This is a genomic window from Cedecea sp. Ae19-4 (assembly GCF_059801165.1).
The window spans coordinates 716,896-737,003 of record NZ_JBCHWG010000002.1 but is presented as its reverse complement, the minus strand read 5'-3'; the positions used below and the strand labels follow the sequence as shown (position 1 = coordinate 737,003).

Genomic DNA, 20,108 nt, shown 5'->3' with positions numbered 1-20,108 from the left:
GAGGGTCAACTGTGATTACAGCTTACTCAGGCACTCCATCGCCACGGCTTTAAAACTGTCAAAATCCTTACTCTCGCGCAGCCGAACCATCGCTCGCTCACGCAGGAAGGTCACAAACAGGTCGTAAATCGCCATCGCCTCTTCGTATTCGCTTTTGCTAATCGCCAGCAGGAAGATCACGTACGCCGTCTCATCCCCCCAGCTAATACCGTGCGGCGCCAGCACGGTGTAAACCACCGTTTTTTTCGCCAGCAGGCCCAGCGAGTGCGGCAGCGCAATGCCTTCGCCCAGCATGGTGCTGACAATGGCCTCACGCTCCACCACCGACGGGTGAAAGTCTGCATCAACCACGCCTTCCCGCTCCAGCTGCTCGCAGAGCGTCAGGAACAACTGCTGCTGAGTCATAGGTTGATCGATAATGCGGAAATGGCTGGCATCGAAGAATTTCTCCAGCATGTAAGGCCTTGTTCTGTCCACCAGCACCAGCTTACCAAGCTGCTCGAGCTGATAATCCGTCGGGAACGGCGCCATCACCACCACCGGCTTTTCTTTCTCATTTATGCGCGCCGTGCTGATTACAAAGTCTTCATCCACGGTTTCAAGCTGCTCATAATCGCGCAGAGAGATAATGTTGGTCACTTCCACCTGCGGATATTTACGCAGCAGCATGGCCTGCAGCATACGCACCGTCGAATTCCCTGTATCGCAAACCAGCAGCACGCGAGGATGGCGCTGGTAGCCAATGTTGTAATGACGCTCCAGACCCACACCGATGTGCAACACCAGAAAACCAATTTCGTTTTCGCTGATAGCGTAAGGGGTATATTTTCCCCAGCTTGAGACCGCCGCCAGCGTCATGTCGTAAGCCAACGGGTAATGCTGTTTGATGTTAGCCAGCAGAGGATTCGGGATGTTTATCTGGTAGCGTACCCGGGTGATCATTGTCTTGATATGGGTCAGCAGGTCGGCGTGCAGCTGCTCGTCGCTGAGAAGATTGTAGTTATAGTGGGTATTGATGTAGCGCAGAATGTAGTTAACCAGCGCCTCATCATCGTCGGCGCTGATCGCGCTCGGCGCCACTTCCTGCACCTGCCGCGAGGCGATGTGCACCTGCAGCCACTGCTCTTCAGCTTCGGAAAGCGGCTTCCCCGCCAGTTGCTGAAGAAGAGCGGCAATCTGTCTGGCTGCCTCTTTCACCTGGACATCAACGCTATCCGCCGTAAATTCCGGTAGCGGATAGCCTTCGCTGATGCGACGAACCGCCACCGAACAATAGAGGCGAATAAACTGCTCGCCTTCATCGGTCAGGCGGATGTGGCAGCGGGTAAAACAATCGTGCAGCGAACCGGCGAGCAACTCCGGGACACCCGCGTTCAGCGCTTCTTCCGTCAATAACGGATTTTCGCTGTCCTCTAAGGTTAACTGCCACAGCAGGTCAGTCAGGCAGGCGCGTATAGCCGTTTCGCTGCCGAACAGCTTCATGCCGTGGCCCGGGCGTGTCTCAATGGTCAGATGATAGCGGTTAAACCACTCCCGTACTTCGGCCATATCGCTTTGCAGCGTGGCCCGGCTGACAAACCACTCTTCGGCCAGATCTTCCAGCTTCAGTGAAAACGCCGCCGTCAAAAAACGCACCACAAGGTAATGCACGCGTTCTGGCGAAGTACGAGGAATACGAAGCTGACGCGGACGATGCTGCACCAGCTCGCCGTAACGCTCAGTATCCTCGATATTCAGTTGATATCCCGCACCGCGGGTAAGCGTAAACTGAGCCCCGAAGCCTGACATCAGCGCATTAAGCGCCGTGATATCGGCCCGAACCGTACGAGTAGAAACGGACAAACGCCGCGCCAGTTCATCCTGGGGCAGCGTTTCGTTTTGCAGCATCTCAAAAAGCTGAGCCAGCCGTTGATTGGGGAATCTCACTACCGCTTCCTTTGGTTATCGGGGCGTTTAAGCGCCCCGTCCTGCTTTACTTAAACGGGGTGAAGACCATCTGTGACGGGCTTCCCACCGCCGTATAATCCTCGATAAAAGTTAATTTACCGCTGCCCGGGGCCACGCTAAAACGAGTAATGTTGTCGCTGCGCTGGTTCAGGGCATAAAGATGTTTGCCGGTATTATCCAGCGTCAGGCCTCGAGGATAGTCGCCTCTGGTCCAGATGTCGTCCTGATGCGTAAGCTCGCCGTTAGCGCCCACGCTAAAATGCGCGATGCTGTTATGCAGGCGGTTGGCCACATACAGTTGCTTGCCGTCGTGGCTGAGTACCAGGCCCGCGGCAAAGCTTGTGCCCTTATAGCCTTTTGGCAGGGAAGAAATCGTCTTTCCTTCGGTCAGCGTGCCTTTCTCACGGTCGAGCTTGTAATGGGTAAGCGTAGAAGCTTCTTCGTTAATCAACCACAGGCTCGCGCCGTCTGCGGCAAAGACAAAATGGCGTGGCCCCGCGCCTTTTGAAGAGGCGGCGATAAACGGCGGATCGTTTGGCTCCAGCACGCCTTTGCTTTGATCGAAGCGATACTGGTAGATCCGATCCAGGCCAAGATCGGTGGAGAAGACAAACTTGCCGCTCGGATCGGCGGCAATCATATGGGCATGCGGGCCGTTATGGTCGCTGGCGGCAAAGCTACCTTCTACCGCAGCTTCTGGTTTTGCCGCGCCCGGCTCACCACTGTCCTGATGCTTGTCGCTGGCTTCCTGCAGGCTACCGTCTGCATTAATCGGCAATACGGCGATTGAACCGCTCACATAGTTAGCCACCAGCAGGTGCTTACCCTGCGGCGTCAGGGACAGATAGACCGGTCCTGCGCCCCCGGAAGACACCTGATTCAGCTCGGTCACACTTCCGTTATCACCCACACGCAATGCCGCTACCACGCCTTTCTCGGCTTCGCTGGCGACATATAGCGTTTTTCCATCCGGCGACGCGGTGAGCTGTGCGGCATTCGGCAGCGAGCTGACCAGCGTTTTCTCGCTAAGTGCGCCGGTTTTGGCGTCAACCTGGAAGCGGTAAAGCCCTTCGCCGTTGGGGTTGTAGGTGCCAACCCAGGCATAGTGGCTTTGCGCCGCGCTGTTGCCGGCGGCGAGTAAGGCAAATGAAGCAACAAGCAGAGTGCGTGCAGACATGCGTTTGTCCTCGAAGTGTGGTTGATGAGGATTATACCCTCACCCTAACCCTCTCCCTAAAAGGGAGAGGGGATCTTTCTTTTTCACATCAGTCCTTCTCTCTCCCTAAAAGGGAATTTTTACATCAGTCTTTCTCCCTGGAAGGCAGAGGGGACTTTTCTTTTTCGCATCAATGTTTCTCTCTCCCTCGAAGAAGAACCGGCCTTTCTTTTCCCCCTCTCCCCTTTGGGGAGAGGGCCGGGGTGAGGGGAAACAGCGAGCACTTTACCCCACCAGCTTCTTCGTCATCGCCAACAGAGTGGCAACATCCGCCGGGCGCGTATTGCCGCTGGCCTTGTCGATAATTGAGCTGTAAATATGCGGGATCACTTTGCTTACGCCGGCATCCAGCGCAATCTTCAGGATCTCCTCGTAGTTATCAAGATCGATACCGCCGGTCGGCTCCAGCCAGAAGTCATGCTTCGCACAGGCTTCCGCTACCGCCTGGTACTCTTCGCGGCAGTCCAGCCCGCCCATCGGGAAATATTTGATTGAGCTGCCGCCCATATCCTTCAGCAGCGCAATCGCTGTTTCGACGGGTACGATGCCGTCCGGCGCGCCAGAGCTTAACGGGCCGGTGGAGATTTTTACCCTCCCGACGGTGCCGGTCGGCGAAACCAGGCCGTTAACTACGCTGTCAGTCTGGCCCAGCAGCGCGCGGCTGGTGCCCACGCCGGTAAACACCTGATTGACGTGCTGGGGCTGAATCTGGCCGGAGATTTCGCTCACCATGGCAGATTGATTGGGATCGCCTGCGCCAAGGCCAACGGACAGCGCGTTGTCGATCAGCGCCGCGTAATCACGCATGTCGGCGACCGCGCTTGCTACATCCGGGTAGTTTTTGGATAACACACCGACCAGCACGTGACCTTCCGCCGCCTGGTAAATCTCTTTGGCGTTTTCTTTGGAGCCAGCCAGGACGTTCAGGCACACGCGATCGCGGTAAAAATTCGGGGTCAGTTTCATGCTTATTTCTCCTTGCTTACCAGCGCTTTGATGCAGCGGTAAATAATCTCCAGCTGTGCCGCGCTTACGCTGCGCACATCCGCTTCAATAATGCCTTCGTTGGCCTTGTAGCCACGGAAGTAGATGGCGTATTCGCCCTGCTTCAGCTTACCGACCAGCTCTCCGGTGCTGATGCCAACGGTCGCTTCATCGAACTTGATTTCGCTGCGGGCGATATCACGGCCAGCGGCGTCCCACACCACGCGCGCGGTCACGCCATTCAGCGTGTTCAGGCTGTCGATAAACGGCGTCATTTTGGCGACCATTTCGGCCCCACTCTCTTTGGCTGCGCTCAGGTAATGTTCAATCGCGCAGGTCAGACCGAGAATGCCTTCTTTGCCGACTTTCATCGCACGTCCGATACCGCCAGTTTGCAGCTTAACCCACTCGACGTACTGCTCTTTGCCGATCACCAGCCCGCTGGTTGGGCCTTCAATAGCTTTCGCCCCGCTGTAAATCACCAGGTCTGCCCCGGCGCGGTAGTAGCACTGCAAATCTTCTTCCGCCGCAGCGTCAACAATCAGCGGCAGATTGTGCTTACGCGCCACGACAACGGCCTGCTCAACGCTGAGCATGCTTTTTTGCACCGAATGGTGGGATTTGATGTACAGAATGGCCGCCGTGCGCGGAGAAATAGCTGCGGCCAGCTGGTCCGCCGAACATTCGTTGGCGTAGCCCGCTTCAACGATTTTGCCGCCGCCCAGGTTCACCATCGTGCCGACCGGCGCGCCGAAGTTAACGTTGTGGCCCTTCGGCAGCACGATCTCGTTGTTCTCCAGTGGGGCCGCATGTAGGTTCTCGATCAGCCATTGATTGTCTTTAACCAGCACCGCAGCTACGGACTGGGCAATACCGGCAGAAGCGCAGGACACCACGGTCGCCGCTTCAACATCGAGCAGTCCGGCAATGTAGGCGCCGGTCTTGTTGACCAGATCCTTCATTTCGAAGTAGTGATTCATGCCGGTGGTGACCGCATCCACCACTTCCGGGCGAGGCGTAGACACACCAAGAGCGGTCATGCGGCCAGATGCGTTAATCACCTGTTTTAAATTGTATTTTTCATAGATCGAAGACATGTTCAGCTTTCCCTTGTTCGGTAGTAAACCATTTCCCGACGCGCACTGCGGCCAGCGCCACCAGCGCCTGGTCACCCGTCAGCGTTTGCTGCTCTGCGTCGGTAAATACCGTTGGCTGGCGGCGCAGTTCAAAGACGGTCAGATCGCCATCCAGACCCACGGCCAGGCGGCCTTTATTTTTCAGACGTAATCCATCCGCAGCGTGCGCGGTCACACAGTCGATCACCTGAGGCAATGACAGGCCAATGGAGAGGAATTTCGACATCACTGCGCCGAGTGAATGCACCGGGCCGCTGATGCGGTTGCGGCAGTAGATGTCCGAGCTGATGCTGTGCGGCAGAATGCCCTGCTGGATAGCGACACGCGCCACGTCAAAACTAAAGCTGGCGGTGCCGTGCCCGACATCCAGGCGCACCCCACGTTGGATAGCCTGCGCCACGGAGGCTCGCAGTTGCCCGGCCGGATTGAGAATGCGGTTCGGCTTGCCGTTGTAGCAGTGGGTGATGATATCGCCGCTGGTCAGCAGCTCAGCCACTTCATCGAGATCCGGCGGGTTATTGCCGATATGCACCATCAGCGGCAAATCACCGTTTTCTTTCTGGATAGCCTTGGCGCGCACCAGCGGCGTAATGCCGTTGTCACCTACCACGCTGCTGCTCATGCGCGCTTTTAAGCCCACGATAAAGTCCGGGTGGCGCTTTACCGCGCCGCGCACGGCGTCAGCGTCAATATTCGCCATATTGGACAGTTCGTTTTGGGCAATCAGGCCCACGCGGGAGATGTTCAGTAGCGCATAAACTTCGGTCGCTGCGCTGCGGGTGATTTGATAGAAATCGTCGACGTCATCGGCCCCGGTGCTTCCGGCATCAACGACGGTTGTCACGCCGGTATGAATCCCTACGCTGTCAGGTTCGTCATGGTAAATAGGGGACTTGGGGTAACAGTGAACGTGGGAGTCAATCCAGCCGGCGCTGACGTAGTATTCGCCGTTCAGCTGGCGCTCTTCAGTTGCCTCGCCGGTTATTTTGCCTAAGGCGGCAATTTTGCCGTCCTTCAGGGCGATATCGATTACGGTATCGTCCACCAGCCGCGCCTGGCGCAGGATCAGGTCAAACATATCTTTCTCCTTAACTGGCGGGCGAGCCACAGCCCGTCCGCCCTGGAAATACTGCTTACAACGCTACTGGGAAAATGGAACCTAAAATCATTGCGCCCAGGATCGCGCCGCCGGTAATCGGTTTGCCCCAGAGGTAAAACAGCAGAGAGCCGATCAACGAGCCGATGCCGATGGGAATCGAAGCCGTCATGGCGCTGAGGATAATCAACGGCCCAAGGAAGCGGCCGGAGGCGTTACCCGCGCCCATCATGACGTCCGCCCCGTAGGTCGAGTCGCTCTGATTGATGGTGAACTTACGTGCCAGGATGATGATGTAGCCAATGGCGAGACCAATCACCAGGCCAGTCACCAGCGATGCGGCAAAGTTTGCCACCGGGAAGACAAAGCCCGCGCCCAGCAGCAGCGCCGGAACGCCGAGGCCTACGCCGGTTTGAATCGCCCCACCGATATCCAGGATCCCGACCAGAGAGCCTTCGATGATGCGGGCAAACAGGAAGCTGGCGCCAAACGCCGCCACCGCGCCGTAAACGCCGGTATCAATCCCGGACTTCAGCATCGCCACGAAGGCGACTTCGTTAAACGCGCCGATGCCGTACAGGTAGTACATGTGTGTCCCGGCAAACACGCCGGAGGAGAGCAGGCCGACAAAGATCGGGAATGACCAGTCCGCGTACCAAAAGCCTTTATTCTGTTCCATGCGTTATCCCCTTATTTGCCGCTCAGCGAGTTATGCAGCAGATCCAGCCAGTTCGGCACGGTCATGTGGAAAGACTCAATCATCTTCATGTCGAACCCGCGGAAGAAGGCGCTCAGCACAAACAGGGCCACGATAGCCGTCATCATCACTTTGGTGACGCGGTGCCAGCCGCTTTCTTCAACGCCTTTACCGATCAGGATACCCAGCACCAGTCCCGGCACGGCGTTGCCCATGATCAGCTGCGCTGCGCCGCCGAAAATGGTTGCCCAGAAGCCGGATTTTTTGCCCGCGTCGATAGCCGCCAGCCAGAAAATGACCGGCATCACGGTGTTCACCAGCAGGTTAGCCGCAGGGACCAGCACTTTGACTGCCGTGACCTGAAGTGCCGCCGGCACCGCAGAGGCCGTAGAGTTCAGGAACGCCACCACGATCATGCCGATGATGCCGCAGGCGATAGCCATTTTTTTCGGGTCGTGGAGGGTTTCCGCCACGTTACGGTTCTTCACCATCAGAGCAGCCGCGCCCCAGTTAGGGATGATGCGGTGGTCAACGTCCTGGGTGAATGCCCCCGCCGCGACGGAAGACGCCCAGGCGTTAAAGAAGAAGCCAAGCCCAAAGGAGAAGTGAGAAGCCGGGTCCCCTTCACAGGAGTTCAGCTCGCCGAGTGTACGAAATGCGCCCATGCCCTGGGAGGTCGGCGCATGGAACATACGCGCGGCCCCGGCACCAACGCCCACACCGACGAGGCCGCCGATAATGAGTGATTTGAATAATATGATTAAGAACATGAGTCTGCCCTTGTTAGTGTTATTTTATTGTGCGACGAAATCCACCTCATCGAGGTTAAGAGCCGTCACGTTGACGGAAACATCCAGCTCCACGCTGTAGCTCCGCCTTTCCCGGCGCAGGAAGAAGAACAGAAAAGCTTCTTTGCGCACCCTGACCTGCGCCTGAACAACCTGCACGTCCTGTGGCTCAATGCGCAGAAGAATGTGGTTGGTGGATTTAAGCACCGTGCCCTGAACGTGATTCAGGGCGTCGGAAAAGGCTTTGGCTTTGGTATCGCCGCGCCCGCTAACTCGCACCGTGGTAGCGAATTTTTCTTTCATACTTAACTGCCGTACTTCTTGTTCCACGCCTGTACCAGGCGCTCACCCAGCTCTTCTTTGTCCATAAAGCCAAAGCCAAGCACGTTGTTGCCTTCATTAATCGCCGTCACGCCTTCATCAACGGAGCGCATGCCGTACTTAGCTTTGTAGCCGTGTTTGGTTTGTGCGGTGATAGCACCTGCGCCGCCGCTGCCGCAGAAGGAGATACCAAAGGTGGCATTCTCCGCTTTCATCACGTCGCCCAGCTTCATGTCGGCGGCGACGCCTGGAATAACCACGGCGCGACCGCCCGCTTTTTCGATCCCTGCTGCAACTTTCTGGCCTTTGCCCAGACGGTCACCAATGACTACGGTAATTTGTTCCATTGTTTTCTCCTGATTATTCAAAGATTGTCTTTCGCCACTTCGAAATGCACTGACAGCAACCACGCTTCTTCTACCGGCAGATTTCCGAACTGATCGACCACCGCCTGCGCCATTTCCATCGACTCCGCGGAGATCTCCTCGAACAAGCTCTCTTCCACTTCTGGTAACGGCTCTCCGGTCAGAGAGCGATGAATCATCGCCTTCACGTGAGAGGCCAGCATTTGTTCCTGTACCCCGTTAGGCGTGATGTGCTTACTTTTGAACAGCGCGTCAATAAAACCCTGAATACGCGCCGTTAACTCCTCGGCTTCATTAACCATTACCGCTCCGTTATTCACCTTGGGTACCTCGTTAACTAATCTGTTTTTTAAGCTACCTGGCGGGGGGAAAGGTTTGTAGCGAGTTGTTTTCCACTTCGAAGTGGAAATCGCGGCGGCAATAGTGATCTGTTCCACATAAAGAGCCGGAATAGCGCTTTTCCGCTGGCTTACCGTGAATTGGCTCACATAACAGAGTGATAAAAGGCCGTTTTTCCAGCGGCGCTTTTTGTTTGAAAGTGTGATGAAAGGACCGTTTTAGCGCCATCATTGGCGTTGCTTATGATGGATACGTTCGTGGCGCAACGGTAAATCCTGCTGCTTATTGCGGCTCATCAGTGCCGTCTGGTCTCGTTTGCTATACCTTAATGGCATAATTTTTCCGACTGGGGTTATCGCCGGGTAATGAAAATCGACGCTGAAATCACTTTCCGCAAGCTTGAGATATTCATGGAGTTTATGGAGAAAGGGAACATTGCGCGCACCGCCGAAGCGCTGGGTATTAGCGGGGTTAGCGTGCACCGCGCGTTGCATACCCTGGAGGAAGGTGTGCGCTGCCCGCTGTTTATTCATAAAGGGCGCAACCTGGTACCGCTCGAATCGGCATTTACCCTGCTGGAGCACAGCAAAGAAGTGGTTGCGCTGATGGCGCGCGGCATCGATGAAACCCGCCAGGCGGCAGGCGTAGGCCAGGGACGACTGCGTATCGGCACCCTCTATTCCCTGACGCTCGAAACCGTTCCGAAACTTATCATGGGCATGAAGCTCAGGCGGCCGGAGCTGGAAATGGATCTCACCATGGGCTCAAACCAGGTGCTGCTAAATATGCTGGAAGACGGCGTACTGGACGCTATTTTGATTTCCATTTCTGAAGGTGAAGTGGATCGCTCGAGGCTGGAAGTCCTGCCCATGTTTAGAGACGATATTTTCCTGGCAGCACCGGCCAGCTTCCCGCTGGACACCTCACACCCGGCAGATCTGCGTGAGTTCCACGCGGAGAAATTCGTTTCTCTGGCGGAAGGCTTTGCCACCTATGCGGGATTTCAGGAAGCCTTTAACGTCGCCGGTTTCGAGCCGGAAATCGTTACTCGGGTAAACGACATTTTCTCAATGGTCAGCCTGGTACAGGCGGGTGTAGGGCTAACCTTGATGCCCGGAAGAATGAAGAAGGTGTATGAAAATTCAGTGCAGCTGCTGAGGCTGGCCGAGCAATATCAGATGAAACAAACCATCGCTATCGTCTTTGCCCGCAACCGTGAACATGACCCGAACCTACTGGCGCTGGCCGCCGAGGGGCGAATGTACGCCCGCACGTTCATCGATACGCCTAACGCGCCGCCCTAGTTTTTTCCACAAGGTGGACAATGGCCGCCACGCTGTTTTGTTCGCGACAAACGGTGATCCCCTCACGAAACGCCTGCCGCGTCAGACCTGAAAGCACGCTACCCGGCGGCATTTCAATCGCAAGCCGCACGTCGCGCTCGTTGGCGGCAATCATCGCCTCTCGCCACCGCACCGTGCGGGCCATATTCAGCGCCAGATCTTCCGCAATTAGCTCTGGTTGCCAAAGTACCCGGCCCGTGCTGCCGCTGAGATAAGCGCAGTTGGGACGACTTAGCGCCACATCAGCAAATGCTTGTTTTAACTTCTGCGCAGGCGCATTCAGCAAGGCACAGTGAGAGGGCACGCTAACCGCCAGCTGCCGGGCTTTTTGAGCCCCCTGCTCAAGCGCCCTACCCGCAACCTTCGCCATAGCCTCCTCGCTACCGGCGATGACGATTTGCTGTTCAGCATTAATATTCGCGATGTAAGTGCCGCTGCCCGCCACCAGGAGTTCCACCTGTTCCAGACGCAGCCCGACGATAGCCGTTAAGCCGTAGCCTTCAGGATAAGCCTGCTCCATCAGATCGCCGCGAAGCGCCACCAGCCGCAGCGCATCTGAAAAGGGAATAACGCCGGCGACTACGGCTGCCGGAAACGCGCCGATAGACAGTCCGCTGACCATGTCTGGTTTTACGCCGCTACGCTCAAGCTCCTGCGCCCAGGCGACACCTGCGATTAGCAGGCAAAGCTGTACGGCACGAGTATGCCTCAGCGCAGCAGCACTATCTAACTGGCCTGCTTCGTCCCCTAAGACCGCCCTGACCTGCGTCAGGATGGCGTCGCGCTCGGGTAGATCCTGTAGCATGCCCACACGCTGGGTTCCCTGCCCGGGAAAAGTAAAAAGTATTTTCATCCGTTGTTCTCCGGCAACCAGGGGTCGATCACAAGCAGCGGCCCCTGATTCGTTTTCAGCAACACGCGTTTTTCTCTTAGCCATTCCGCCAGCGCAAAAGCGCCGTAAGGCGTTTCGATTTGCGTATCAACCCTGCACAGCAGTCGCCCGGTCAGGCTCTGCCACTCTGTCAGCGCCTCTTTTGATATCGGCTGTGGGCTGCGAATAAGCACATCCAGATCGCTCGCGGCATGCATCACCGGCATTTCTGTTGCCAGCGCGTAACCTACGCTCCCGGTAATACCCCAGCACCATGCCCACGGGCGGCTCGCCAGCTGAATAGCGCCCTGCACCGGCGGCATGGAAACAAACGGGGAATTGAGCAGCAGCTCACGGCTGGATAACGCTTCAGGGCTAACAACGCGTTTAACGCTCGCCGTACTTACCCAGCCCGCTGCTCGCTGATCGCGTCGCATCCCCCGCACGCCTACCGGCACACGTCCGTCACGTTCGACATCACGCCGTACCACTACCGGCAGCGCAGGACGCCACTGGCTGGCTATCCACTCCTCGCGAACCCCCTCCAGTGCTTCGCGGTCGGTAAGCCAAAGGAGATCGTGGGGGCGCAATGTCGGCATAGGTTAAATTCCTGAAGTCAGCGTAATAAACAGCGGTAGCGACAGGATAGAGAGTACCGAGCTCAGCAACAACACGGCTTCCGCATCCGGCGATTGCACACCAAACCGGTTGCCAAAAACTACGCCAAAGAAGCCGGCGGCCAGGGCAATCATCAGAATGGAGGTAATGGCCACCGGGCCAGTCAGGCCGAGCGCCAGCACGATGCCCCAGGCGATAAACGGCTGGATAAGCAGTTTGGTAACGGTCGCGGTGATAACCATAGTGTTGATCTGCAGCTTACGCGCAGACAGGATCACGCCGGTCAGGAACAATGCGGCTGCGGTAGCGGCCAGGCCCAGCGGTTTAATAGAAGCCAGCAGCAAGTCAGGCATCCGGACACCGACAGCCGACAGTACAACCCCCAGCAACGGTCCCCACACGATAGGTTTTTTCACCGAACGCCACATCAGTACAGGCAACATTGTCAGCGTTGAGCCAGTGTTTTCCCCTGCCGCACGTGCTTTTTCACGTTCAAGAATCAGCAGGCAGAACGGCGTCATCAGGACGGAGCCGCAGGCAATCGACACCGCGACGGAAAGCGAAGTCGAGGAGCCTTCCCCGAGCACGCTGCCTAAAATCGGCAGGCCAAGCGCGGCATAGTTAGGCAGCGCCACGGTAAGCGTCAACACGGCGGCATCCTGCGGCGACTTTTTAAATACGCTGGTCGCCAGGAAGTAAATCGCCGCATAGGTAATCCACATCGAAAGCACCAGTACCACGATTAGCGGTGACTGCTGAACAATGCCAAGCCACGGCGTTTGTACTGTCGCGCTAAACAGCGCGGCGGGTAGAGCAAAGTCCATGACAAAAATATTAAGCAGCGAGACATTTTTGTTATCGACCATTTTCGCTTTGCCGGCGAAAAATCCCAGCAGCATGATGACAAAAATAGGGGCCAGAGCATGAACGATCACGTAAGTCATAACTTCACCTTGAGTCAATAAAGAGAGTTAGCACGGTCGCGATATTTATTATTTTTTCGGACGTCTTTTTATTCAGACACGGCGCGCCGTGTCTGGTTATAGCATCCGGCAGGTCTGTCTTTTTTCTTACCAGCTGGCGCGCATGCGTTCACGAACCAGCGCCGAACTGTGGCGATTTTTCGCCAACAGACGACATTTCAGCGAAGTATCGCTCCGAGCCTCTTTCACTGCCGTACTCAGGGCAGCCTGTACTTTTGTCACATCGTCACTCTTCGGCTCATCCGGATTATGGATATCCAGCAGCATCGAGAGCAGACCCAGGGTTTCGTAATTGCTGATGTCATAGGCCATTGGAGGAATGGTCGCGGCCAGTTTTTCCAGCGCCTCGACGGTGCGTAAGGTGATCCGCGCGGCGGACTCTTTCCCCATCGCGTGAATCATTACGCCCTGGTCGTTAAAAGCGATCAGTCGGTTAGCCTGGTAGCCGTGAGCGAGAAATGCCCCGGACATCGCCTTGCCGACAATCAGGCCCACAACAGGGTGCCCGGCCAGACGAGCGTTGGCGTAAGCGCCTGCGGCACCTGCCAGCGCCTGGTGAATACCGAATGCCTCTTCGCGGCGACCATAGGCCTGACTAGGGACATCAATAACGGCGATGATGGCTCGCTTTTCAGCTTTGTCGGCATCTTCAGCGATGGTTTCGCTGACCACTTTTGCCAGCGTCCAGCCTTCTAACAGCCCGACTTCGCCGCCAGCAGCCCGGGGGTAATGGTTATTGGCATCGGGCACCACAGCGATAAAGCGTGCAGGTTTTCCGTCAACGTTACCGTCGGCGACCTGTACGGAGGCGCACAGTCCCGCCATACGTGGTGCATCCGGGACCAGAGTGCCCAGCCAAACAGCGGCACGATTCAGTTTCTGGCTCATTAGCGTTTCTCCCCAAAAAGCTGTTTGATTTGTTCGGCATCAGCCTGTTGACTGGTGTCGAAATGGGTCAGGCGATCCAGATACCACGCGTAGTTATCGGTGCGATGCAGTGCCGGAACGCCTTTGGCGATGGCTTTGTTGACCGCCTGCTTGACTGCGTGAACGCCGTCCCCAACCAGCGCGTCCACCAGCCCGCTCTGGTAGCGAACTTCGCCACCGGTCATGCTCCAGATAAACGGCCGATCCCGGGAATCGTATTCCTCAATGCCCGCTTCTTGCTCGATAACCTGAGGACCATTGAGGCCCAGGCGCGCTTCGCGAGTTACAATCAGATAGCTGCAAAGTGCAGCGGCAATCGACATCCCCCCAAAGCAACCCACGGTTCCAGCGACAACGCCAATCACCGGGGTATAGCGACGCAGATCGACAATCGCCGCGTGAATATCGGCAATCGCCGCCAGGCCGAGGTTAGCCTCCTGCAGGCGCACGCCGCCGGTTTCCAGGCAAAGCACCGCCTGCGTCGGAATACCGTTGCGGTTGTCTTCCGCCGCCAGCTCAAGCGCGGCAGCCATTTTCGCCCCGGAGACTTCGCCCATACTGCCGCCCTGGAATGCGCCTTCGATGGCAATCACCACCGCCGGACCACCGTTGATCGTACCTTTGGCCACGACCATACCGTCGTCTGACTGAGGCACAATGCCCTGAGGCCCCAGCCATGGCGAAATAATGCCCTCAAAAGGATCGAGCAGTTCGCGGTAGCTGCCTTCATCAAGCAGCAGACGGGCACGCTCGCGTGCTCTTAATTCAATAAAACTGCTGTCGTCACGCATGAGCCACCTCCTCAAAAACCTGTTCAATGCGGATACGCGCCACGCCCGGCGTCGCGCCAAAATCATGAATGTGCATTTGCCCGGCAGGCAGTTGACTCAGCGCGGCCAGGCGCTCGAAAAGCGCTTTCCAGCGTTTTTCGCTGTTATCGACGGAGGTGGTAATGTCGATGGTCAGAATCTGCCCCTGTGCGGCAGTAAACAGGACTTCCATATCGCCGGAGCCCACCACGCCAGCCAGAGCTTTGCCTGTGGCCGTGCGGGTTGCCGGAAATGACAACGTAATGTGTTCCATAACGCCCTCGTTAATTAAGTGAGTGAAGCGGAGTGGCATCGTTATCGATGCGGTCCAGCAGGAGCGTGGCGGCGAGCAAATCAGCCGCGCCGCCCGGAGAGGCATTCAGCGCCAGCATATTGCGGTCGAGCAAATCCAGTGCATCACGGCCTTCTTTGCGCGAAATCCCCCCGTTCATCAGTACGCTGCGGGCACCTTTCTGCATTGTTTCCAGGCCAGGTAAACCGGCACGAGAAAGTACACAGGTATCTGAAAGTGAAGTCATAATCGCCATCAAAGCGTCAATCCTGGCCTCGCCTTCCGTTGCCCCGGACTGGCGGCTACGGCGAAGCTGGGGCAGCGCAAGGCGCATCACGTGAGGGAAACCCTGCTGGGCCTCTTCTCGTGCACCCGGCACGCGATAGCGTCTTGTGGCTCTTAACCCTTTGCTGAAGCTTTTTGGCGCGGCTTCATCAGTAAGTGCGGCAAGTCGCGCTGCCGTAGCGGCGATCTCCACGCTGCTGCCATTCATACCGTGCATAGCGGCGGCGGAAATCAGCAGGCCGAGCGCCCAGATGGCTCCCCGGTGGGTATTCACTCCCCCGGTCGCCGCCATCATCTGTTGCTCACCTTCGCGACCCAGGCGCCCTATCAGCTGGCGCAGCGCGATGTCTGCCGGACGTTCCCAGCTTTGTAATGCCAGAGCATGAAATGTCGGGGTCAGGCTGAGGGCCGATCGCTCCATCAGCGCCAGGCTGAGGTCGTGATGGGCGCCATTCCCCCGGCTGTCCACCAGACCGGGTTTCGGGCTCAGGCGGGCTTCTTCGATCAGGCTTTGGGTCGCAGCCCTTGCCAGCCAGCCCGCTTCGGCCTCGACGCCTTTCTGTGGATGTAATTTCATTACCAGCTCCGGAATTTCGCTGGCGGGTTGTAAAGACCGCCGGACCATTCGACGAGATCGGCCACGCTGCTTGCCGCCAGGAGAGAACGGGTCGCCTCGCTGCGGCGGATCCCCATATCTTCCGGGTAAGCCACTTTGCCGCTCTGGCGAAGTGCGGCGACACGTTTAGCGTCCACGCCCAGGCCGATGTCGGTGATGCCGGCGACCGCCGCTACCATCGCACGGCGTTCTTCCAGACTCTCCGCACGGTAGAGATACGCAATGCCTTCCTCGGTGAGCACGTGGGTGACGTCGTCGCCGTAAATCATTACCGGGGCCAGCGGCATGCCGGAGGTTTTGGCCACCTCTACAGCATCCAGGGTTTCCACAAAGGTGGGCTTCACGCCCGCCTGGAAGGTTTCGACCATCTGCACCACCAGCTTTTTACCGCGCTGCATCGGATCGGGCTCGGTGATCATATTCAGCCAAGCCGGCGTGGCGTGGCGACGACCGTGCGGATCGTGCCCCATATTTGGCGCGCCGCCGAAGCCCGATAAGCGGCCACGCGTCACGGTTGAAGAGTTAGCCAGGCCATCAACCTGCAGGGTGGAACCAATAAACATATCCACAGCGTATTGCCCGGCCAGTTGGCACATGGCTCGGTTGGAGCGCATAGAGCCGTCGGCACCGGTAAAGAAGATATCCGGGCGGGCGCGAATGTACTCTTCCATGCCCAGCTCGCCGCCGAAGCAGTGCACGCTCTCGACCCAGCCGCTTTCAATCGCCGGGATCAGCGTCGGGTGCGGGTTCAGGGTCCAGTGTTTGCAGATTTTACCTTTCAGACCAAGCTGTTCGCCGTAAGTCGGCAGCAGCAGCTCAATGGCGGCGGTGTTAAAGCCGATCCCATGGTTCAGCGACTGAACCTGGTGTTCGGCGTAAATGCCTTTGATGGCCATCATCGCCATCAGGATGTGTTCCTGCTTGATCAGGCGCGGGTCACGGGTAAACAGCGGTTCGATAAAGAAGGGTTTGTCGGCAACCACCACGAAGTCAATCCAGGATCCGGGAATGTCCACGCGCGGCAAATCGCAGTCATCGTCCACCAGTTCATTAACCTGGGCGATAACAATCCCGTCATGGAAGGCGGCTGCTTCAACCAATGCAGGCGTATCTTCAGTACTCGGCCCGGTGTACAGGTTTCCTTTGCGGTCGGCTTTATAACCGGCGATGAGCGCGACGTTAGGCGCAAGATCGACGTACAAGCGTGCATAAAGCTCGATGTAGGTGTGAATCGAGCCAATTTCTAACAGCCCGTCTTCAAGCAGTTGAGAAATACGCAGGCTTTGGGTGCCGGAGAAAGAGAAGTCAAGCTTGCGGGCGATACCTTTTTCAAAAATATCAAGGTGTTCACTCCGGCCGACGCTCGGCATGATCATATGCAGATCGTGTACTTTTTGCGGGCTGACTTCTGCCAGCATGCGGGAGAGAAAATCAGCCTGTTTTTGGTTATTTCCTTCCAGCACTACCCGGTCGCCCGGTGCAATCAGCTTTTCCATCACTTCGACGAGGTCCCCGGTCGGGATCACCTTGCCCTGTACGTTACTGGACGCCATACGTCGCTGCTTCTCGGTGCGACGCGTGTTCCAGACGCGGGCAGGCGTTTGGCTAGCACTCATTATTAACCTCCTGATTCAGCGCATCATTTTGATTGGCTTTAGTCTGGTTAAAAGTGTGCGCCACGCGGGGTTGGCTATCAATTAAGCTCAGGCGTTAATCATTAGCCTTAGAGTAATAATGGGTTTATCGTTTTGTGATCGGAGTAGAAGGCGAAGATGGCCAGGGTGCGCTACGCGGATGAAGGAGGAAAAAGGTGTACTCCGCTGCCCCCGATGTTAAGGTTGTCGAGTCTCAAATGCAGGTTTAAACGTCATGCTGCTCGTCGCCATACTCAACAATCCTCTGCTAAAACAGCCGCGCATCGCTTAGCGCGCTCACACATTCCCGTCTGCAATTTGAAACGGAACCTTGTTCCGTGGGCACACTTTTGTTGTGAGAAAAAACATGTCAAAGACTGAAAAGCACTGGTCTCAGGTCGAGTACCTGCACGAAACGGTGACCAACCCCAATATTCATATTAAAGGCCAGCACAGTTATTACAGCGACTGCTGGGATAGCGGTTTTGAGCGAAGCGTGGTGCGCTACCTGCAGGGTGACGCGGTGAGCCGGGAGTGGGAACCCATTGGCGAGCTTGACCAGCTGTGGATAGGGGATTACGTCTGTATCGCCGCCGAGGCGGTGATCCTGATGGGCGGCAACCACACACACAGAGGCGACTGGTTCTCTCTTTACCCCTTTATCGAAACCATCAAAGACGCCTACCGCGCCAAAGGCGACACGACGCTCGGAGACGGCTGCTGGATAGGCATGAGGGCAATCATCATACCCGGCGTAACCATCGGTGAAGGCGCAATTATTGCCGCTGGCAGCGTGGTGACGAAAGACGTCGCGCCTTACAGCGTCGTCGGCGGTAACCCGGCCAAACCAATCGCCCTGCGTTTCGAACCCGAGGTGATTGAGCGGCTGCTGAAGCTGCACATTTACCAGCTAAGCGACGAGCACTTTCAGGCTATTCGGCCCCTGTTGAGCAATAACGATATTGCTGCGCTGGAGCAGGCGGTGGGAGCACTGCGGTAAAGAAAGCGGGCGGGAATATCCCGCCCGTTGTTAAATCTTAGCGAAACTTCTTGTGGTAGGTATCGCGAGTGGTTTTGAAGTCTGCGGCAGCAGCCTGAGCTTCTGTCACTTTGCCTTCGTTGGCCAGCTTCAGGGCACCGTCAATCTGGCCCACGAGAATATCAAACCCATGGCGGTACTCTTTCATGTTGGCGCTGTCGGCAGCCTCATTTTCCAGCTTAGGCGGGGTGCCTTTCTGCGCATCCAGAGCCGCTTCACGCATGTTGCCCAGTGAGGTTTTCAGCTCGGCGGCATCTTTGGTGCTCAGCACGGTCTTGTAGTTTTTCGCGATAATGTCCATGTCGTCACCGACATCTTTGGCAAACGCAGCGCCGGACAGTAACACGGATGATACGGCTAACATTGCAATCAGTTGCTTACGCATTTACTCACCTTATCTTTTTTATATGAGAAACGGGCGCGGCAGGACGCGCCACATTGCTTTACTGACCGGCTATCTTCATCTCCGGAAGTAAGACTGAACCACACTGAATGTTGCTACGTGTTTCTATATCGTTGCCAATAGTAACTATCTCGCGCCACATGTCTTTCAGGTTGCCGGCGATGGTGATTTCGCTCACCGGATACTGGATCTCGCCATTTTCAACCCAGAAGCCCGCCGCACCGCGAGAATAGTCGCCGGTAATGCCGCTCACGCCCTGCCCCATCAGCTCGGTCACCACCAGCCCGGTGCCCATCTGTTTCAGCATTTCCTCAAAGCCCAGGCCCCGGCCAGCAATGCGCCAGTTGTGGATCCCGCCCGCGTGGCCGGTGCTTTTCAGCCCCAGCTTACGTGCGGAATAGTTGGTCAGCAGCCACTGCTGCAGCACACCGTCCTTGATGATATCGCGGCGTTCGGTACGCACGCCTTCGCTGTCAAACGGCGTGGAAGCCAGGCCTTTCAGCAGGTGCGGATGCTCTTCAATGGTCAGCCAGTCCGGCAGAATTTGCTTGCCGAGGGAATCCAGCAGGAAAGTTGATTTGCGGTACACCGCACCGCCCGCAATCGCGCCGACCAGGTGACCAAACAGCCCGGTCGCCACTTCATTAGCGAAAATCACCGGGGCTTTCATGGTGGACAGTTTACGCGGAGACAGGCGAGACAGCGTGCGGCGCGCGCAGTCGGCCCCGACCCATTCAGGTGATTTCAGGTCTTCCATCGCGCGACCGATGGTGTATGCGTAATCCCGCTCCATATCACCGTTTTCTTCGGCAATGACGCAGCTCGAAAGAGAATGGCGGGTGGAGCAGTAGCTCTGCAGCATACCGTGGCTGTTGCCGAAAACTTTGATGCCGTAATGGCTGTTAAAGCTGCCGCCTTCGGTATTGGTAATGCGTTTGTCCACGTTCAGGGACGCGTTTTCCGCTCGCGCGGCAAGCTCAATGGCGCGCTCCGGGTCAATTTCCGTTGGGTGGAAGAGATCCAGATCGGGGGCATCAAAGGCCAGCAATTCTTTATCCGCCACGCCAGCATAAGGGTCCGGCGAGGTATAGCGAGCGATGTCCAGCGCGGCCTGTACGGTACGGGCAATGGCGTCCGGGCTCAGATCCGTGGACGAAGCGCTGCCTTTGCGGTTTTGGTGATAAACGGTGATGCCCAACGCACCATCGCTGTTGAATTCGACGTTCTCCACCTCACCGTAGCGGGTGCTGACGCTGATACCCGTGGTTTTACTGACCGCCACTTCCGCGCCGTCTGACTTGCCCTTTGCCAGCTCCAGCGCCTGTGAAACCGCCTGCTCCAGAACCTGACGTTGTTGTGCTACTTGCGTGTTTACTTTCATCGCTACTGCCATAATGTA

The 20,108-nt window shown here is 56.9% G+C and carries 22 protein-coding genes; 2 read left to right on the top strand and 20 right to left on the bottom strand.

The annotated features are described in order from the left end of the window. Positions 1-15: 15 nt before the first annotated feature. The 10 genes from AAIE02_RS16290 to AAIE02_RS16245 form a co-directional block, all read right to left on the bottom strand. Positions 16-1,926, bottom strand: a complete 1,911-nt coding sequence (locus tag AAIE02_RS16290) for a BglG family transcription antiterminator (RefSeq protein WP_498532893.1) — start codon at positions 1,924-1,926, stop codon at positions 16-18. Between the two features lie 46 nt (positions 1,927-1,972). Next, on the bottom strand, positions 1,973-3,124 hold the full coding sequence (locus AAIE02_RS16285; protein ID WP_498532892.1) for a lactonase family protein: 1,152 nt from the start codon (positions 3,122-3,124) through the stop codon (positions 1,973-1,975). A gap of 264 nt (positions 3,125-3,388) precedes the next feature. After that, positions 3,389-4,129 (bottom strand): 2-dehydro-3-deoxy-phosphogluconate aldolase, encoded by a 741-nt coding sequence (dagF, locus tag AAIE02_RS16280; protein ID WP_166993236.1) that lies wholly within the window; start codon positions 4,127-4,129, stop codon positions 3,389-3,391. A 2-nt stretch (positions 4,130-4,131) separates the two neighbouring features. Then, positions 4,132-5,244, bottom strand: coding sequence for a DgaE family pyridoxal phosphate-dependent ammonia lyase (locus AAIE02_RS16275; RefSeq protein ID WP_166877349.1), 1,113 nt, complete (start codon positions 5,242-5,244; stop codon positions 4,132-4,134). Continuing rightward, the gene (locus AAIE02_RS16270; RefSeq protein WP_498532891.1) at positions 5,228-6,361 is read right to left on the bottom strand and encodes an amidohydrolase/deacetylase family metallohydrolase; all 1,134 of its coding nucleotides are present in this window, start codon (positions 6,359-6,361) and stop codon (positions 5,228-5,230) included. Before AAIE02_RS16270 ends, AAIE02_RS16275 begins: the two co-directional genes overlap by 17 nt. 55 nt (positions 6,362-6,416) lie before the next feature. Next, positions 6,417-7,058, bottom strand: coding sequence for a DUF4310 family protein (locus AAIE02_RS16265; RefSeq protein ID WP_008453690.1), 642 nt, complete (start codon positions 7,056-7,058; stop codon positions 6,417-6,419). A gap of 11 nt (positions 7,059-7,069) precedes the next feature. Next, the gene (locus tag AAIE02_RS16260; RefSeq protein ID WP_008453692.1) at positions 7,070-7,846 is read right to left on the bottom strand and encodes a DUF4311 domain-containing protein; all 777 of its coding nucleotides are present in this window, start codon (positions 7,844-7,846) and stop codon (positions 7,070-7,072) included. Positions 7,847-7,870: 24 nt separating this feature from the next. Then, complete coding sequence (locus tag AAIE02_RS16255) at positions 7,871-8,167, bottom strand: DUF4312 family protein (RefSeq protein ID WP_008453694.1); 297 nt, start codon at positions 8,165-8,167, stop codon at positions 7,871-7,873. A 2-nt stretch (positions 8,168-8,169) separates the two neighbouring features. After that, positions 8,170-8,532, bottom strand: a complete 363-nt coding sequence (locus AAIE02_RS16250; protein ID WP_008453696.1) for an SFCGS family glycine-rich protein — start codon at positions 8,530-8,532, stop codon at positions 8,170-8,172. 17 nt (positions 8,533-8,549) lie between these two features. Further along, entirely contained in the window at positions 8,550-8,852 is a 303-nt protein-coding gene (locus AAIE02_RS16245; protein ID WP_166877355.1) for a glycine dehydrogenase, read from the bottom strand. A 402-nt stretch (positions 8,853-9,254) separates the two neighbouring features. On the opposite strand from AAIE02_RS16245, the gene AAIE02_RS16240 reads away from it, so the two are divergent. Continuing rightward, complete coding sequence (locus tag AAIE02_RS16240) at positions 9,255-10,193, top strand: LysR family transcriptional regulator (RefSeq protein ID WP_166877358.1); 939 nt, start codon at positions 9,255-9,257, stop codon at positions 10,191-10,193. On the opposite strand, the gene mdcH is transcribed toward AAIE02_RS16240, so the two are convergent. The 8 genes from mdcH to mdcA all read right to left on the bottom strand — a co-directional run bounded on the left by mdcH (position 10,177) and on the right by mdcA (position 17,249). Further along, positions 10,177-11,085 (bottom strand): malonate decarboxylase subunit epsilon, encoded by a 909-nt coding sequence (mdcH, locus tag AAIE02_RS16235; protein WP_498532890.1) that lies wholly within the window; start codon positions 11,083-11,085, stop codon positions 10,177-10,179. The genes AAIE02_RS16240 and mdcH overlap by 17 nt on opposite strands. Beyond that, the gene (locus AAIE02_RS16230) at positions 11,082-11,702 is read right to left on the bottom strand and encodes a malonate decarboxylase holo-ACP synthase (protein ID WP_498532889.1); all 621 of its coding nucleotides are present in this window, start codon (positions 11,700-11,702) and stop codon (positions 11,082-11,084) included. The genes mdcH and AAIE02_RS16230 overlap by 4 nt, the downstream gene beginning before the upstream one ends. A 3-nt stretch (positions 11,703-11,705) precedes the next feature. After that, positions 11,706-12,665 carry an AEC family transporter gene (locus tag AAIE02_RS16225; RefSeq protein ID WP_166877368.1) on the bottom strand — a complete coding sequence of 320 codons (960 nt, stop codon included), beginning with the start codon at positions 12,663-12,665 and terminating at the stop codon, positions 11,706-11,708. A gap of 126 nt (positions 12,666-12,791) precedes the next feature. Further along, positions 12,792-13,592, bottom strand: a complete 801-nt coding sequence (gene mdcE / locus AAIE02_RS16220; protein ID WP_336708778.1) for a biotin-independent malonate decarboxylase subunit gamma — start codon at positions 13,590-13,592, stop codon at positions 12,792-12,794. Continuing rightward, positions 13,592-14,422, bottom strand: coding sequence for a biotin-independent malonate decarboxylase subunit beta (locus AAIE02_RS16215; RefSeq protein ID WP_336708777.1), 831 nt, complete (start codon positions 14,420-14,422; stop codon positions 13,592-13,594). The genes mdcE and AAIE02_RS16215 overlap by 1 nt, the downstream gene beginning before the upstream one ends. Beyond that, a complete protein-coding gene (gene mdcC / locus AAIE02_RS16210) occupies positions 14,415-14,714 on the bottom strand; it encodes a malonate decarboxylase acyl carrier protein (RefSeq protein WP_008453713.1) in 300 nt (99 codons plus the stop codon). The genes AAIE02_RS16215 and mdcC overlap by 8 nt, the downstream gene beginning before the upstream one ends. A gap of 10 nt (positions 14,715-14,724) precedes the next feature. Further along, positions 14,725-15,594: a triphosphoribosyl-dephospho-CoA synthase gene (locus tag AAIE02_RS16205; protein WP_336708774.1), complete on the bottom strand. Its 870-nt coding sequence runs from the start codon at positions 15,592-15,594 to the stop codon at positions 14,725-14,727. Next, positions 15,594-17,249: a malonate decarboxylase subunit alpha gene (gene mdcA / locus AAIE02_RS16200; RefSeq protein WP_213714773.1), complete on the bottom strand. Its 1,656-nt coding sequence runs from the start codon at positions 17,247-17,249 to the stop codon at positions 15,594-15,596. Before mdcA ends, AAIE02_RS16205 begins: the two co-directional genes overlap by 1 nt. 385 nt (positions 17,250-17,634) lie before the next feature. Here mdcA and AAIE02_RS16195 point away from each other — a divergent pair, with 385 nt between their 5' ends. Next, positions 17,635-18,267 (top strand): CatB-related O-acetyltransferase, encoded by a 633-nt coding sequence (locus tag AAIE02_RS16195; RefSeq protein ID WP_336708771.1) that lies wholly within the window; start codon positions 17,635-17,637, stop codon positions 18,265-18,267. 37 nt (positions 18,268-18,304) lie between these two features. On the opposite strand, the gene cybC is transcribed toward AAIE02_RS16195, so the two are convergent. After that, the gene (cybC, locus tag AAIE02_RS16190) at positions 18,305-18,691 is read right to left on the bottom strand and encodes a cytochrome b562 (protein ID WP_008453720.1); all 387 of its coding nucleotides are present in this window, start codon (positions 18,689-18,691) and stop codon (positions 18,305-18,307) included. A 58-nt stretch (positions 18,692-18,749) separates the two neighbouring features. Next, complete coding sequence (gene pmbA, locus AAIE02_RS16185) at positions 18,750-20,102, bottom strand: metalloprotease PmbA (protein ID WP_166993629.1); 1,353 nt, start codon at positions 20,100-20,102, stop codon at positions 18,750-18,752. Positions 20,103-20,108: the final 6 nt, after the last annotated feature.

Excerpts from the sequence above, each read along its gene's own strand:
- AAIE02_RS16260 (WP_008453692.1), bottom strand. The coding sequence starts at position 7,846 with ATGTTCTTAATCATATTATTCAAATCACTCATTATCGGCGGCCTCGTC.
- mdcE (WP_336708778.1), bottom strand. The coding sequence starts at position 13,592 with ATGAGCCAGAAACTGAATCGTGCCGCTGTTTGGCTGGGCACTCTGGTC.
- AAIE02_RS16250 (WP_008453696.1), bottom strand. The coding sequence starts at position 8,532 with ATGGAACAAATTACCGTAGTCATTGGTGACCGTCTGGGCAAAGGCCAG.
- AAIE02_RS16225 (WP_166877368.1), bottom strand. The coding sequence starts at position 12,665 with ATGACTTACGTGATCGTTCATGCTCTGGCCCCTATTTTTGTCATCATG.
- AAIE02_RS16215 (WP_336708777.1), bottom strand. The coding sequence starts at position 14,422 with ATGCGTGACGACAGCAGTTTTATTGAATTAAGAGCACGCGAGCGTGCC.
- AAIE02_RS16275 (WP_166877349.1), bottom strand. The coding sequence starts at position 5,244 with ATGTCTTCGATCTATGAAAAATACAATTTAAAACAGGTGATTAACGCA.
- pmbA (WP_166993629.1), bottom strand. The coding sequence starts at position 20,102 with ATGGCAGTAGCGATGAAAGTAAACACGCAAGTAGCACAACAACGTCAG.
- AAIE02_RS16270 (WP_498532891.1), bottom strand. The coding sequence starts at position 6,361 with ATGTTTGACCTGATCCTGCGCCAGGCGCGGCTGGTGGACGATACCGTA.
- mdcA (WP_213714773.1), bottom strand. The coding sequence starts at position 17,249 with ATGAGTGCTAGCCAAACGCCTGCCCGCGTCTGGAACACGCGTCGCACC.
- mdcH (WP_498532890.1), bottom strand. The coding sequence starts at position 11,085 with ATGAAAATACTTTTTACTTTTCCCGGGCAGGGAACCCAGCGTGTGGGC.
- mdcC (WP_008453713.1), bottom strand. The coding sequence starts at position 14,714 with ATGGAACACATTACGTTGTCATTTCCGGCAACCCGCACGGCCACAGGC.
- AAIE02_RS16195 (WP_336708771.1), top strand. The coding sequence starts at position 17,635 with ATGTCAAAGACTGAAAAGCACTGGTCTCAGGTCGAGTACCTGCACGAA.
- AAIE02_RS16285 (WP_498532892.1), bottom strand. The coding sequence starts at position 3,124 with ATGTCTGCACGCACTCTGCTTGTTGCTTCATTTGCCTTACTCGCCGCC.
- AAIE02_RS16255 (WP_008453694.1), bottom strand. The coding sequence starts at position 8,167 with ATGAAAGAAAAATTCGCTACCACGGTGCGAGTTAGCGGGCGCGGCGAT.
- AAIE02_RS16245 (WP_166877355.1), bottom strand. The coding sequence starts at position 8,852 with ATGGTTAATGAAGCCGAGGAGTTAACGGCGCGTATTCAGGGTTTTATT.
- AAIE02_RS16205 (WP_336708774.1), bottom strand. The coding sequence starts at position 15,594 with ATGAAATTACATCCACAGAAAGGCGTCGAGGCCGAAGCGGGCTGGCTG.
- AAIE02_RS16265 (WP_008453690.1), bottom strand. The coding sequence starts at position 7,058 with ATGGAACAGAATAAAGGCTTTTGGTACGCGGACTGGTCATTCCCGATC.
- dagF (WP_166993236.1), bottom strand. The coding sequence starts at position 4,129 with ATGAAACTGACCCCGAATTTTTACCGCGATCGCGTGTGCCTGAACGTC.
- cybC (WP_008453720.1), bottom strand. The coding sequence starts at position 18,691 with ATGCGTAAGCAACTGATTGCAATGTTAGCCGTATCATCCGTGTTACTG.
- AAIE02_RS16240 (WP_166877358.1), top strand. The coding sequence starts at position 9,255 with ATGAAAATCGACGCTGAAATCACTTTCCGCAAGCTTGAGATATTCATG.
- AAIE02_RS16230 (WP_498532889.1), bottom strand. The coding sequence starts at position 11,702 with ATGCCGACATTGCGCCCCCACGATCTCCTTTGGCTTACCGACCGCGAA.